Source organism: Brevibacillus sp. 1238 (assembly GCF_029892995.1).
Taxonomy (GTDB): domain Bacteria; phylum Bacillota; class Bacilli; order Brevibacillales; family Brevibacillaceae; genus Brevibacillus; species Brevibacillus parabrevis.
In genome coordinates, this window is record NZ_JARXWC010000001.1 from 354284 (window position 1) to 368075 (window position 13792).

Sequence of the window (13792 nt, forward strand, 5' to 3'; positions counted from 1 at the left end):
GGGGGAGTTGGAAGTGCTTCCAAACAGCAAAGAACAAGCAGCAAGACGCAAGAGAGGAATCAACGTTTTCGTGCTGTTGTTTGGCGTGCTGCTCATCGCGACGTTTCTCACCCACGTCGTTCCGGCGGGAGAATACGCCCGCGTGGAAGTGAACGGCAGAAACGTCGTCGATCCACAGTCGTACAAAGCGATTGAACAGACGCCCGTCTCCGTTTTTTCCCTGTTTAGCGCGATCCACACGGGGATGGTGGACGCAGGAGAAATTATTTTCTTTGTTTTGATCATCGGAGGAGCGTTTGGCGTGCTGACTGCGACAGGAGCTGTCGACGCTTTTATCCGCTCGCTGTCCAAAAAGCTCGGGAACAAGGAAAAGTGGCTGATCCCGATCATGATGCTGTTTTTCGCCTTTGCCGGGGCGTTTACCGGAATGGCGGAGGAGACGCTGGCTTACATCCCGATTTTGGTGCCGCTTGCTGTCTCGCTCGGCTTTGATGTCATCACGGGAACCGCGATTGTCCTGGTAGGAGCCTCGATCGGTTTTACGACGGCGATCATGAATCCGTTTACAGTGGGGATTGCCCAAGGAATCGCCCAGCTGCCGATTTTCTCGGGCATTGGCTACCGGATCATCTTGTTCGTGATCATGTATGCCGTATCGGTTGGCTTCATTTACCGCTACGCGATGAAGGTGAAAAAAGATCGCTCGCTCGGATTTTACGGCGAAGGAGTCGCAGCGTTTGAGCAGATTGCACCGACAACTGACCAACCTTTGTCCCAAACGCACAAATGGGTGCTGATCTGCTTCCTGCTTAACTTCGTCGCCTTGATTTACGGCGTCCTGCAATTCCAATGGTACATTACCGAAATTTCTGCCTTGTTCGTCATTTTGGCCATCGTAATTACGCTCATTTCCCGCATGTCTGCCGATCAGTTGATCGAGTCGTTCATGAAAGGGGCGGCGGGGATGCTCACGGGCGCTCTCATCATCGGGTTGTCGCGAGCGACACTGGTCGTGCTTGGCGACGGACACGTCATCGATACGCTGTTGTTCCATGCGTCAGGCATGCTGCACGAAATTCCGCCTGTGCTCAGCGCGGCTGGCATGTACATTTTGCAAGCGTTGATTCACTTCGTCGTACCTTCGGGCAGCGGACAAGCGGCGCTGACCATGCCGATCATGGCGCCATTGGCTGATCTGGTCGGAGTGACGCGGCAAACGGCGGTGCTGTCTTTCTCGCTGGCAGACGGAATCGGCAACATTATTTTCCCGACCTCGGGTTACTTCATGGCAGGGCTGGCGCTTGCGGGCATCCCGTGGATTCGTTGGGCGAAGTGGATTTTGCCATTGATTTTGATGCAGTTCGGGATTGGGCTGGTAGCGGTCATCATCGCCAATTGGATGCACTATGGACCGTTTTAAGAAAAATGTGTGAGCAATGGAGGGTTTCCTGTTGAAAATTGTTGCGATTGAAGTATTTGCGACCGAGCTGCCTTTGGTGCGGCCGTTTATCGTGGCCTACGATGCGTTTCACAAGCTTCCGAGCATCATTGTCAAAATGACGACGGACACGGGGCTTGTCGGTTACGGCGAAGGCATGCCCGACCCGCACGTGACGGGCGAGACATTTTCCAGCACGTACGAGATGCTGGTGAAAGACATTGCGCCGCTCGTCCTCGGGGCTAACCCGTTTGATATTGAAAAAGTTCACCGAATCATGGAGCAGGCTGTCTATTGCGCGCCATCTGCAAAAGCGGCCATCGATATCGCCTGCTACGATCTCATGGGCAAAGCCGCGGGACAGCCTGTCTACAATTTGCTTGGCGGAAAAGCGCACGACTTTTTGACGGTGCCTTATGTTGTGAGCATTTTGCCGCCGGAAGAAATGGCTCGCCAGGCGGCGCAAGCTTTGCAAGACGGATATTCGAGCATCAAGATCAAGGTCGGCGGCGATCCGGCTGTCGATGTCAAACGGATTCGCGCCGTCCGCGAGGCAATTGGCCCGGACGTCCAGCTGCGCGTGGACGCGAACCAGGGCTGGCGCAATGTGGCGACAACGATGCGCGTGTTGAAGCAAGTAGAGGACTGCCAGCTCGACTGGATTGAGCAGCCTGTTTTGGCGGACGATCTGATCGGTTTGGCAGAGGTTCGCCAAAAAACGTTCATTCCGGTCATGGTCGACGAAGGCTTGCACGGCGACAAAGAAATGCGGGAAGTCATCGTCCGCCAGGCAGCCGATTTGATCAACATCAAGCTGATGAAGTGCGGCGGCCTGTATCCGGCGCTCAAGCTGGTCGCGCAGGCAGAGATGGCGGGGATGGGATGTCAGGTTGGCTCGATGGTCGAATCAGCCGTGGCCACCGCCGCCGGGGCGCATCTGTCTTTGGCAAAAGGGATGATCTTTTCCAACGAAATGGTGGGGCCGCTCATGTTCTCCCGCGACTTCGGACAGCTTCGCTACGAGCAGGATCGCTTGCTGCTCGCAGATCGTCCGGGGCTTGGCGTGGAAGTCGATGAGGCTGTTGTGCGCGAGTTGAGTGTTTTTGCGGCGGAGGTTTCTTAGGAGGGGCGAATCAGTTGGCGTAATTAGCAATCCATAAGAAGCATCGTATCCCAAGAGATGGTACGATTTAATCAATCACAACACTTATCGAAAAGAGGGATACGCAATGGCACTGCAATCAAAACAAATTTTTGTCAATTTGCCCGTGAAAGATTTGAACAAGTCGATTGATTTTTTTACAGCGCTGGGCTATGAGTTCAACCCGCAATTTACGGATCAAAATGCCGCTTGCCTGGTGATTGGCGAAAATATTTACGCGATGCTCTTGGTGGAGGAGTTTTTCCAATCGTTCACGAACAAGCCCGTGACGGATACGGCCCAGAGCACCGAGGTCATCGTGGCGCTGTCAGCCGAGAGCCGGGAGCAAGTCGACGAGATCGTAAACAAAGCGCACGAAGCAGGGGCCAAGCCGGCTAAAGACCCGGTAGACCACGGCTTCATGTACAGCTGGAGCTTTATCGATCTGGACGGACATTTGTGGGAATACGTGTACATGGATGAGGCTGCGATTTCGCAACAGTAAAAAATAGGGTGGATCAACAGGCCAAAAGCAGGCGTTACCGCTTTTGGCCTGTTCGCGATGCCAGTCGTCATGGCGGCCCGCCGCAAAACGAATAAGGTTACCTGAATAATAATTTTTTTCAGAATTGACATCGGCAGAAGGAGTGTGATTTACTAATGTCAATGTTAGCCAACAAGTGAATAGCGGCGGATGATGATTGTAGGAGAGACTAAACGACGCGTTTAGCACCGAAGGAGCAAGTCCCATAAAACCCTTGGGATTAATCTCTCAGGTACCAGATACTACAATCGGACGCACCTCTGGAGAGCGCTGCACAAGCCACCCAAGGGGAATACTTCGGAACCGATTGATTGCCGAAGTTAAACTCTCAGGTAAAAAGGACAGAGGAAAGGTAGAGTATTCGTCACTCTATCTTTCCTCTGTCCTTTTTTGCTGAATGAAACGTCGCGTCGAGTTGCACAAAAGCGGGCGCAGACGCTTGCATTTCGGCCAAACGAAACGGATACGAGTGAAAGGTGGCGCGATGGGAAAGGAGCAGGCGATCACGAAAATGGAGCTTACGATCAAGAAAGCGGCTCAAGCAGAGCTGAAAAAACTGAATTTTCCGCAGGATACCGCGCTCAGGATTGACGTGGTGATCTCCGGCGACTGCGGTTGCGGATTTTTTGTCCAGCTCGGAGTAGATGAGTTGCGCAAAAACGACACGCTCGTGTACGAAAACGGGATTCCGGTCTGCATGGATCGGTTGACCAAACGGCATCTCGGGGATGTGCTTACCCTGGACTACGACCCTTTCCTGGGCTTCGCCTTGTCCAGCCCGGAAGAAGCTTTTGCGGATCGGCTCGCTGTTCGTCGCGGTTGACAACGGAAACAGGCAGAACAGCACGAGCAGCAGTTGGCCGACTGCAAGCAGGCGCAGGCGCCTCTTCCTGCGGGGTAAAACCGCGGGAGACGCCTTACACAGAAAAAGAAAAACAGGTGGAGAGAACAAATGACAACGAACGGAACAGTAGAGCAGGTGGATGTCCTCGTGATCGGAGCGGGGCCGGGGGGCTACGTAGCCGCGATCCGGGCGGCTCAGCTCGGCAAGCAGGTCGCGATTGTGGAAAAAGATACGGTCGGCGGCGTATGTTTGAACCGCGGCTGCATTCCTTCCAAGGCGCTGATCTCGGCGGCGCATCAATACGAAGCGATGACGCAATCCGCGAGCATCGGCTTGCAGGCAGCAGAAGTGAGCGTCGATTTCGCCAAGGTCCAGGCATGGAAGCGCAGCGTGGTCGACAAATTGACCGGAGGCGTAAGCTCGCTGCTCAAAGGCAACAAGATCAAAAGAATCAGCGGGGAAGCGCAGCTTGTCGGCGAGCAGCTGGTTGAGGTGAAAAATGGCGACGACTGCATACAGGTGCAATTCCGGCAAGCGATTCTCGCGACAGGCTCGCGTCCGATCGAATTGAAAGCCTTTCCATTCGCGGGCCGCATTCTTTCCTCGACAGAACTGCTGGCGCTTGAAGAATTGCCGAAAAGCTTGCTGGTCATTGGCGGCGGGTATATCGGGATCGAGCTGGGGCAGACATTTGCCAAGCTGGGCACGAAGGTGACGATTTTGGAAGGCTCGGACTCGATCTTGCCCGGCTTTGAAAAAGAACTGTCGCGTCTGGTGGCGAGGAAGCTGAAAAAGCTCGGCGTGGAAGTGCACACCGAAGCGCTGGCCAAAGGGGCGGAACAAACAGCCGAACAGGTCAGCGTCACCTATGCGGAAAAAGGCGAAGAGCGTCAGGCGACCGCTGACTATGTGCTTGTTACGGTTGGCAGACGGCCGAACATCGAGGGGCTGGGATTGGAAAAGCTCGCTGTCAAGCTGACAGAGCGCGGCTTCATCCAGATCGACCAACAGTGCCAAACGAGCATTCCGCACCTGTATGCGATCGGCGATCTGGTGGAAGGCCCGGCTCTTGCCCACAAAGCGTCGTACGAAGGCAAAATCGCGGCGGAAGCCATCGCTGGCAAAGACAGCAAGCTCACCGACAAAAAGATTCCCGCTGTCGTGTTCTCCGATCCGGAGATTGCCAGTGTGGGACTGACCGAGTCGGAAGCCAAAGAGCGCGGACACGAGGTGGCAGTTGGCAAGTTCCCTTATGCCGCGAATGGGCGGGCACTGTCTCTGAACGTCGGGGAAGGCTTCGTGAAGCTCGTGGGCGACAAGGAGACGGGGCTGCTGCTGGGAGCGCAGATTATCGGGCCGGAAGCGTCCAATCTGATCGGCGAGGTTGCCCTGGCGATTGAAAAAGGGCATACGCTGACAGATATTGCCGAGACGATCCACGCCCATCCGAGCCTGGGAGAAATCATCATGGAAGCGGCAGAAGGAGCGCTCGGGCACGGCATTCATCAACTGAACAAATAACTGCATATCGGCGGATGATGATCGTGGGAGAGACTGGCCGCACTGGCTGGCACCGAAGGAGCAAGTCCCAAAAACCCTTGGGATTAATCTCTCAGGTAAAGAGTACCACGATTGGACGCACCTCTGGAGAGCGCTGGACAAGCCACCCAAGGGGAAAGCTTCGCGAACCGAAGCCAAACTCTCAGGTAAAAAGGACAGAGGAAAGGTAGATTTTTTCCGAAAAAGGAGTCTATCTTTCCATTGTCCTTTTTTCGCGTTCGTACGCTTGGGAAAGGTAGCGAGCAAAAGTTGAAACGGGGGAGATATCGTGAGTTTGCAGGAGCGCGATCAAGAAATTTTGGCGGCGATGGAAGACGAGCGGCAGCGGCAGCATCAAACATTGGAGCTGATTGCTTCCGAGAACTTCGTCAGCGAAGAAGTGATGCAGGCGATGGGGTCCGTACTGACCAACAAATACGCGGAGGGCTACCCGGGAAAACGGTACTACGGGGGCTGCGAGCATGTCGATGTCGTCGAGCGTTTGGCGATCGAACGGGTGAGCAGCTTGTTTGGCGCAACGTACGCGAACGTGCAGCCGCACTCCGGGGCGCAGGCGAATACGGCCGTCTTTTTCTCCCTGCTTTCGCCTGGCGATACGATCATGGGAATGAATTTGTCCCACGGCGGGCATTTGACGCACGGCAGCCCTGTCAGCCTGTCGGGTAAATGGTTCAATGTCGTCGCTTACGGCGTGCGCGAAGATACGCACCGGATCGACTATGAAGAAGTCGAGGCTGTAGCATTGCGCGAGCGGCCGAAGCTGCTGATTGCCGGAGCGAGCGCTTATCCGCGCCAGATCGATTTCGCCCGCTTCAAGGAAATCGCGGACAAAGTCGGAGCCAAGCTGATGGTGGACATGGCGCACATCGCCGGACTGGTCGCCGCAGGCTTGCATCCTTCGCCTGTTCCGCACGCAGATGTCACGACGAGTACGACGCACAAAACATTGCGCGGCCCGCGCGGCGGCATCATCCTGACGAACGACGAAGAAATTTTCAAAGGGATCAACAAGGCCATTTTCCCGGGCATCCAGGGCGGGCCGCTCATGCATGTGATCGCCGCCAAGGCAGTGTCCTTCAAAGAAGCGTTGCAGCCGAGCTTCGTCACCTACGCGCAGCAAGTGGTGAAAAACGCCGCGGCATTGGCGGAAACGCTGAAAAGCGAAGGGGCGACGCTCGTGTCCGGGGGAACGGATAACCATCTGGTCTTGCTCGATGTGCGGCCGTGGGATTTGACAGGCAAAGAAGCGGAGCATCTGCTGGAGGCGGCAGGCATTACGGTGAACAAAAACACGATTCCGTACGATACGGCAAGTCCGTTTGTGACGAGCGGCGTGCGAATCGGCACGGCTGCGATTACGACCCGCGGCATGAAGGAAGCGGATATGGAGACGATTGGCCGGGCGATTGCCGCTGTGCTCAAAGACAAGGGCAGCGAAGCGACGACCGCCAGGGTGAAAAGCGAAATTCGCGGGCTGTGCGAATCGTATCCGCTGTATCAACAGCTCGCAGTGAGGTAAGCAGGAGGAGCGACGATGGTATACAACAGCTGCTTTGATATTATCGGGCCGATCATGGTTGGCCCTTCCAGCTCGCATACAGCGGGAGTCGTCACGATCGGAAAATTCGTCCGCGATTTTCTCGGCGGCGAAATCGAGTCAGCGACGATTGTGTTTTACGACTCTTTTTCGGAAACGTACAAAGGGCACGGGACAGACAAGGCAGTGGTCGGCGGCTTGCTCGGGATGGACACGGATGACAGCCGGATACGCGTAGCGCTGGAGCTGGCAGCGGCGAAAGGGCTGCAGGTCGTATTCGAAAAGCGGGGCGACTGCCCGTACTACGATCATCCCAATACCGTCATGATCCAGGCCCGCACAGCACGCGATATCGCCGTCATCGGCGGCGTCTCGCTCGGCGGCGGCATCTCGAAAGTGTTTTACGTGAACGAGTTCGCTGTCGATATTCCGTTGAACGCGCCGTACGATCTGGATGACTTGCGCAACAAGCTTTGGCACAATACACGCTGCGAGGCTGCGGTAGGGGGAGCATAGCATGGACTTTACTTCAATGACAGAGCTGCTCGCTCTCTGTGAATCGACCAACAGGAGCATAGCAGAAGTGATGGTGGCCCGCGAGAGCGCGAAAAGCGGGCGGTCGGAGCAGGAGATTGTGGAAACGATGAAGCTGCGGCTCGTCCGGATGAAAGAGGCGATCGATCAGGGAGTGTCCGATCAGTCCCTCGCCCCAAGCGGCATCTCGGGCGGCGATGCCTACAAGCTGGAGCGCTACCTGGAAAAAGGGGAGCAGCTGACAGGGCCGATTGTCGGGGATGCGATGAAGTTCGCTTTTGCCACCTCGGAAATGAACGCCCGCATGGGAATCATCGTCGCGACGCCAACAGCGGGCTCGGCAGGAATCTTGCCCGGCTGCCTGTTTTCGCTGCACGAAAATCAAAAATATACGTTTGAGCATCTGGTGATGGGGCTGTTCACGGCAAGCGCCATCGGCTATGTGATCGCCAACCGCGCGTTTATTTCGGGTGCTGCGGGAGGCTGCCAGGCAGAAGTAGGATCTGCTACAGCGATGGCTGCTGCCGCGCTCGTCGAGATCAAGCAAGGGACGCCGCGCCAGGCGGTTCATGCGGCTGCCATCGCCTTGAAATCGTTGCTCGGGCTTGTCTGCGATCCGGTTGCAGGCTTGGTGGAAGTGCCGTGCATCAAGCGCAACGTGATCGGTTCTTCCATCGCCTTTTCCGCAGCCGATATCGCGCTGGCTGGCATCGAAAGCCAGATTCCGTGCGATGAAGTGATCGGAGCGATGTACGAGATCGGGAAAAAAATGCCCCGCGCCTACCGCGAGACGGCTCTCGGCGGACTTGCCGTGACGCCAACCGGAGAGGCGGTCAAAGAGAGAATCATGAAATGAAGACGAAGGGATGAGGCTGGATGCAAGCTCAAGCTTTGAAACGAACGCCGCTCTACCCGCTCTACGCCCAGCACGGCGCCAAGGTAATCGACTTTGGCGGCTGGGAGTTGCCTGTGCAGTTCAGCAGTATTATCGAAGAGCATCACACGGTACGGACGAAGGCAGGACTGTTCGATGTGTCCCATATGGGTGAGGTCATGATTGAAGGCCCTGACGCCAGCGCGTTTGTCCAGTCGCTGATTACGAACGACGTGACGACGCTGCAAACGAATCAGGCGCTGTACGCGGCGATGTGCTACCCGGATGGCGGCACAGTGGACGATCTGCTTGTCTACAAGCAGGGCGAGCAAAAATTTTTGCTGGTGATCAACGCGTCCAACATCGACAAAGACGTAGACTGGATCGTCTCGCATGCCAAAGGCGAGGTCACGGTCGAAAATGTGAGCGACGCGACGGCTCAACTGGCGATTCAAGGCCCGCTTGCCGAGCAGGTGCTGCAACGGTTGACCGCAACTGACCTGTCGCAAATCCGCTATTTCTGGTTCCAGCAAGACGTGGATGTCGCGGGCATCAAGGCGCTCGTATCGCGCACAGGCTACACCGGAGAAGACGGCTTCGAGCTGTACGTGTCTGCGGCAGATGCGCCTTCTCTCTGGGAAAAAATTTTGGCGGAGGGCAAAGCAGACGGCGTGCTGCCGTGCGGACTGGGCGCGCGGGACACGCTGCGTTTTGAAGCAAGACTGCCTCTGTACGGGCAAGAGCTGGGGGCCGACATCACGCCGCTTGAAGCCGGGATCGGCTTTGCCGTGAAGCTGCAAAAGGAACAGGACTTCATCGGCAAAGAGGCGCTGCAAAAGCAAAAAGCAGCAGGCGTGCCGCGCAAGCTCGTCGGCGTCGAACTGATCGGCAGAGGGATTCCGCGCCCAGGCTATCCTGTGTTTGCGCAAGAAGCAGGGGAGCAGGATGAGCCGATCGGCTACATCACCTCTGGCACGCAATCCCCGACATTGAAGAAAAACTTGGGGCTGGCGCTGATCCGCGCAGAGTACGCAGCTGTAGACACGCCGCTTGCTGTGGAGATTCGCGGAAAGCGGGTCGAGGCGGTAACGGTCAAATCCCCTTTTTACAAACGCTAAAAAATCAGGAAACGGATGAATCCGAATACGAACGAGTCAAAGGAGATCAGGACATGAGCAAAGTCGTCAAAGGTTGGTTGTACAGCAGGGAACACGAATGGGTCGAGGTGCTGAGCGAAACGAGAGTGCGCGTGGGAATCACCGATTTTGCGCAAAACCAGCTCGGGGATCTCGTATTTGTAGATCTGCCGCAAGTGGGTGCCGAAGTTGTCGCGAATCAAAGCATGGGCTCGGTCGAGTCGGTCAAAGCGGTATCGGACCTGTTTTCGCCAGTGAGCGGCAAAGTGGTGGAAGTGAACAGCGAGCTGGAAGACAGCCCGGAAGTCATCAACAGCGATGCGTACAGCGGCGGCTGGATGATCGTCGTGGAAATCAGCAATCCGGATGAACTGTCCGAGCTGCTTTCTGCGGAACAATATGCAGATTTTGCCTTGGAGGGATAAGTGTGAACTATCGTTACTTGCCAATGACAACGGAAGACAAGCAAGAGATGCTGTCGTTTCTCGGTCTGTCTAGCGTAGAGGAGCTGTTTGCGGACATCCCGGAAGCGATCCGCTTTCAAGGCAGCCTGCAAATTCCGACTGCGCTGTCCGAGCCGGAAACCGTGCGGCATTTTACCAAGCTGGCGAGACAAAATGTCGACAGCAGCGAATACGCCTATTTTCTCGGAGCGGGCATCTACGACCATTACATTCCCAGCACCGTGAACCACGTGATTTCCCGTTCGGAGTTTTACACGGCTTACACGCCGTACCAGCCGGAAATCAGTCAGGGAGAGCTTCAGGCGATTTTTGAATTTCAGACGATGATTTGCGAGCTGACCGGGATGGAAGTAGCGAACTCGTCGATGTACGACGGGCCGACGGCGTTGGCGGAAGCGGCGAATCTGGCTGTCGGCGGCGTTGCCGGAAAAAATGTCATCGTGTCGAAAGCGGTACATCCGGAAGCGCGTGAAATTCTCGGGGTCAATGCCAAGGCTCAAGGCTATGAAGTGATCGAGATTGGCTGCAAGGGCGGCGTGACTGACCTGGAAGCGTTGGAGCAAGCGGTAAACGAACAGACGGCAGCGGTCATGGTGCAGTACCCGAACTTTTTCGGGGCAGTCGAAGATTTGGCTTCGCTTGAGAAAATCGCGCATCAGCACAAGTCGCTGTTTGTCGTCAGTGCCAACCCGCTGGCCCTCGGTGTGTTGCAGCCGCCGGGAGCGTACAACGCCGATATCGTCGTCGGCGAAGCGCAGCCTTTTGGCATCCCGATGCAGCTTGGCGGGCCATCTTGCGGTTATTTTGCCGTCAAGGAAAAGCTCATGCGCAAAATCCCGGGAAGAATCGTCGGCCAGACCGTTGACCAGGAAGGATGCCGCGGATTCGTGCTTACGCTGCAAGCGCGCGAGCAGCACATTCGCCGGGAGAAGGCGACGTCCAATATTTGCTCGAACCAGGCGCTGAACGCTCTGGCTGCCTCTGTCGCCATGACCGCCCTCGGCAAGCGCGGCGTGCAGGAAATGGCCCGGCTGAACGTGCAGAAGACCCAGTATGCGCTGCGCGAGCTGGCGAAGCTGGACAATTGCCAGCTCGTTTACCACAGCCCTGTTTTCAACGAATTTGTGCTCAAGGTGCCGAAAAGCGTAGGCGAAGTCAACCGCGAGCTGTTGAGGAAAAAGATCGTCGGGGGCTACGACCTCGGGCGGGATTACCCTGAGCTGGCCAACCACATGCTTTTGGCTGTGACGGAAGCACGCACGAAAGAAGAGATCGACGCACTTGTCCAAGGATTGGGGGAGATTGGCCGTGCAAACTAACAAGGAAAAAGAGCTGATTTTCGAAATGAGCAAGCCGGGTCGCGTCGCTTACAGCCTGCCTGAGAGCGATGTCCCAGAGGTGGAGCTGGACGCAGTTTTCCCCGCACAGTATTTGCGCAAGCAGCCTGCGGAGCTGCCGGAAGTATCCGAGCTGGACTTGATGCGTCACTACACCGGGCTGTCCAACCGCAACCACGGGATCGACTCCGGCTTTTATCCGCTCGGCTCATGCACGATGAAGTACAATCCGAAAATCAACGAAGATGTCGTTCGCTACCCCGGCTTTGCCAAAATTCATCCGTACCAGGCGGAGGAAACGATGCAGGGCGCATTGCGGGTATTGTACGACTTGCAGGCGGAGCTTTCGGAAATTACCGGGATGGATGCGGTTAGCTTGCAGCCTGCGGCGGGAGCACAGGGCGAATGGGCGGCGCTGATGATGATTCGCGCTTACCACGAGAGCCGCGGGGAAAAACGGACGAAAGTGATCGTGCCTGACACGGCGCACGGGACGAATCCGGCGAGCGCGGCAGTCGCTGGTTTGGAGACGGTCACGATTTCTTCTGATGAACAGGGAAACGTCAATCTGGAGGAGCTGCGCAAAGTCGTGGGAGCAGACACGGCTGCATTGATGCTGACGAATCCGAGCACGCTCGGCTTGTTTGAGGAAAGCATCCAGGAGATTGCCGAGATCGTCCACGCGGCGGGCGGCTTGCTGTACTACGATGGAGCGAATGCGAACGCGATCATGGGCATCGCTCGCCCGGGAGACATGGGCTTCGATGTGGTGCATCTGAACTTGCACAAGACGTTTACCGGGCCGCATGGCGGCGGCGGTCCTGGCGCTGGCCCAATCGGCTGCAAAAAAGAGCTGGTGCCGTTTTTGCCGCGTCCGCAGGTGGTCAAGGAGGGCGACACGTATCGCCTCGACTACGATATTCCGCAATCGATCGGACGGGTCAAAGCGTTTTACGGCAACTTCGGGATTTTGCTGCGCTCGTTCGTCTACATTCGCGCCAACGGGCCGGAAGGGTTGCTGCGCGTCTCCCAGGAAGCCGTGTTGAATGCGAACTACATGATGCGCAAGCTGGCGCCGTACTACGATCTTCCTTACGACCGCATTTGCAAGCATGAATTTGTCCTGTCCGGGCGCAAACAAAAGAAATTGGGCGTGCGCACGCTGGACATTGCCAAACGTCTGCTTGATTTCGGCTATCACCCGCCGACGATTTACTTCCCGCTGATCGTGGATGAGTGCATGATGATCGAGCCGACCGAGACGGAGTCGAAAGAGACGCTGGATCAGTTCATCGACGCCATGATTGCGATTGCGAAAGAAGTGGAGGAAAATCCGACGATTGTGCAGGAAGCTCCGCATACGACGATTGTCTCGCGTCTGGATGAGGTGACGGCGGCGCGCAAGCCCGTATTGCGCTATCGGAAGCCGGCAGAGGAAAACGCTGTGCCGAAAGCAGAGGGGAGCCAAGCCAATGAAGGTGCCCTCGTCTGAGCGAAAACCGGAATGGCTGAAAATCAAGCTGCATACGAATGAGCAGATGAAAGAGCTGAAAGCGATCATGCGCGGCGGCAACCTGCACACCGTATGCGAGGAAGCGAAATGCCCGAACATCTACGAATGCTGGAGCAACCGCACGGCGACGTTCATGATTTTGGGCAGCATCTGCACGCGCGCCTGCCGCTTTTGCGCCGTGAAAACGGGCCTGCCAACCGAGCTTGACCAGGAAGAGCCGCAAAAGGTAGCGATTGCGACAGCGAAAATGGGCTTGAAGCATGTGGTCGTCACCTCGGTTGCGCGCGATGATCTGCGCGACGGCGGAGCGTCGATTTTCGCGGAGACGATCCGGGCGATTCGCGAGCGCAATCCGCTGACAGGCATCGAAGTATTGATTCCCGACTTCGGCGGATCGGAGGAGGCGCTGGCGACGGTTTTGGCCGAAAAGCCGGACATATTGAACCACAACATCGAGACAGTCGAGCGCCTGTCGGATCGGGTGCGGGCGAGAGCGAAATATCCGCGTTCCTTGACGCTTTTGCAAAATGCGAAAAAGCTTCGGCCCGGGCAGAAAACAAAGTCCAGCATCATGCTTGGCGTAGGGGAAACGGACGAGGAAATCGTGCAGACGATGCACGACTTGCGCGCCGTCAACTGCGATATTATGACGCTCGGGCAGTATTTGCAGCCGACGAAAAAGCATTTGCCCGTCCTGAAATACTACACGCCGGATGAGTTTCGCGAATTTAAGGAACTGGGAATGAAGCTGGGCTTTGCCCATGTGGAATCAGGGCCGCTCGTCCGCAGCTCCTACCATGCGCATGAGCAGGTGGCGCAAGCGACGATTGCCAAATAAACGCGACTCCCGCGCCTGTTGCTTGACAGGGC

Annotated in this window: 13 protein-coding genes and 3 riboswitches; all 13 genes read left to right on the forward strand. The window is 56.4% G+C overall.

Translation table 11 applies throughout. The annotated features are described in order from the left end of the window. The first annotated feature begins 13 nt into the window (after nt 1-13). The gene (locus tag M2298_RS01600; protein ID WP_173596133.1) at nt 14-1420 is read left to right on the forward strand and encodes a YfcC family protein; all 1407 of its coding nucleotides are present in this window, start codon (nt 14-16) and stop codon (nt 1418-1420) included. A 31-nt stretch (nt 1421-1451) separates the two neighbouring features. After that, on the forward strand, nt 1452-2561 hold the full coding sequence (locus M2298_RS01605) for a mandelate racemase/muconate lactonizing enzyme family protein (protein ID WP_173596134.1): 1110 nt from the start codon (nt 1452-1454) through the stop codon (nt 2559-2561). Between the two features lie 106 nt (nt 2562-2667). Further along, on the forward strand, nt 2668-3084 hold the full coding sequence (locus tag M2298_RS01610; protein ID WP_122963009.1) for a VOC family protein: 417 nt from the start codon (nt 2668-2670) through the stop codon (nt 3082-3084). A gap of 189 nt (nt 3085-3273) precedes the next feature. Continuing rightward, nucleotides 3274-3378: riboswitch (glycine riboswitch) on the forward strand. Between the two features lie 229 nt (nt 3379-3607). Continuing rightward, entirely contained in the window at nt 3608-3946 is a 339-nt protein-coding gene (locus M2298_RS01615; protein WP_167470236.1) for an iron-sulfur cluster biosynthesis family protein, read from the forward strand. Nucleotides 3947-4075: 129 nt separating this feature from the next. Next, complete coding sequence (gene lpdA / locus M2298_RS01620) at nt 4076-5488, forward strand: dihydrolipoyl dehydrogenase (protein WP_280648141.1); 1413 nt, start codon at nt 4076-4078, stop codon at nt 5486-5488. 14 nt (nt 5489-5502) lie between these two features. After that, nucleotides 5503-5606: riboswitch (glycine riboswitch) on the forward strand. 2 nt (nt 5607-5608) lie between these two features. Next, nucleotides 5609-5689: riboswitch (glycine riboswitch) on the forward strand. A 103-nt stretch (nt 5690-5792) separates the two neighbouring features. Next, nucleotides 5793-7046: a serine hydroxymethyltransferase gene (gene glyA, locus M2298_RS01625; RefSeq protein ID WP_280648234.1), complete on the forward strand. Its 1254-nt coding sequence runs from the start codon at nt 5793-5795 to the stop codon at nt 7044-7046. 15 nt (nt 7047-7061) lie between these two features. Continuing rightward, nucleotides 7062-7580: a serine dehydratase beta chain gene (locus M2298_RS01630; RefSeq protein ID WP_122963013.1), complete on the forward strand. Its 519-nt coding sequence runs from the start codon at nt 7062-7064 to the stop codon at nt 7578-7580. A 1-nt stretch (nt 7581) separates the two neighbouring features. Beyond that, a complete protein-coding gene (sdaAA, locus tag M2298_RS01635; protein ID WP_122963014.1) occupies nt 7582-8454 on the forward strand; it encodes an L-serine ammonia-lyase, iron-sulfur-dependent, subunit alpha in 873 nt (290 codons plus the stop codon). 20 nt (nt 8455-8474) lie between these two features. After that, nucleotides 8475-9590, forward strand: coding sequence for a glycine cleavage system aminomethyltransferase GcvT (gene gcvT, locus M2298_RS01640; RefSeq protein ID WP_280648142.1), 1116 nt, complete (start codon nt 8475-8477; stop codon nt 9588-9590). 53 nt (nt 9591-9643) lie between these two features. Further along, nucleotides 9644-10033 carry a glycine cleavage system protein GcvH gene (gene gcvH / locus M2298_RS01645; protein WP_274875030.1) on the forward strand — a complete coding sequence of 130 codons (390 nt, stop codon included), beginning with the start codon at nt 9644-9646 and terminating at the stop codon, nt 10031-10033. 23 nt (nt 10034-10056) lie between these two features. Next, nucleotides 10057-11391: an aminomethyl-transferring glycine dehydrogenase subunit GcvPA gene (gene gcvPA / locus M2298_RS01650; protein ID WP_429827471.1), complete on the forward strand. Its 1335-nt coding sequence runs from the start codon at nt 10057-10059 to the stop codon at nt 11389-11391. A 25-nt stretch (nt 11392-11416) separates the two neighbouring features. Then, nucleotides 11417-12901, forward strand: coding sequence for an aminomethyl-transferring glycine dehydrogenase subunit GcvPB (gene gcvPB, locus M2298_RS01655; RefSeq protein ID WP_429827470.1), 1485 nt, complete (start codon nt 11417-11419; stop codon nt 12899-12901). After that, nucleotides 12882-13760 carry a lipoyl synthase gene (gene lipA / locus M2298_RS01660; protein WP_280648145.1) on the forward strand — a complete coding sequence of 293 codons (879 nt, stop codon included), beginning with the start codon at nt 12882-12884 and terminating at the stop codon, nt 13758-13760. Before gcvPB ends, lipA begins: the two co-directional genes overlap by 20 nt. Nucleotides 13761-13792 lie beyond the last annotated feature (32 nt).

Coding starts and splice junctions, on each gene's coding strand:
- lpdA (WP_280648141.1), top strand. CDS start 4,076: ATGACAACGAACGGAACAGTAGAGCAGGTGGATGTCCTCGTGATCGGA.
- M2298_RS01610 (WP_122963009.1), top strand. CDS start 2,668: ATGGCACTGCAATCAAAACAAATTTTTGTCAATTTGCCCGTGAAAGAT.
- lipA (WP_280648145.1), top strand. CDS start 12,882: ATGAAGGTGCCCTCGTCTGAGCGAAAACCGGAATGGCTGAAAATCAAG.
- M2298_RS01630 (WP_122963013.1), top strand. CDS start 7,062: ATGGTATACAACAGCTGCTTTGATATTATCGGGCCGATCATGGTTGGC.
- gcvT (WP_280648142.1), top strand. CDS start 8,475: ATGCAAGCTCAAGCTTTGAAACGAACGCCGCTCTACCCGCTCTACGCC.
- gcvPA (WP_429827471.1), top strand. CDS start 10,057: ATGACAACGGAAGACAAGCAAGAGATGCTGTCGTTTCTCGGTCTGTCT.
- sdaAA (WP_122963014.1), top strand. CDS start 7,582: ATGGACTTTACTTCAATGACAGAGCTGCTCGCTCTCTGTGAATCGACC.
- gcvPB (WP_429827470.1), top strand. CDS start 11,417: ATGAGCAAGCCGGGTCGCGTCGCTTACAGCCTGCCTGAGAGCGATGTC.
- M2298_RS01615 (WP_167470236.1), top strand. CDS start 3,608: ATGGGAAAGGAGCAGGCGATCACGAAAATGGAGCTTACGATCAAGAAA.
- gcvH (WP_274875030.1), top strand. CDS start 9,644: ATGAGCAAAGTCGTCAAAGGTTGGTTGTACAGCAGGGAACACGAATGG.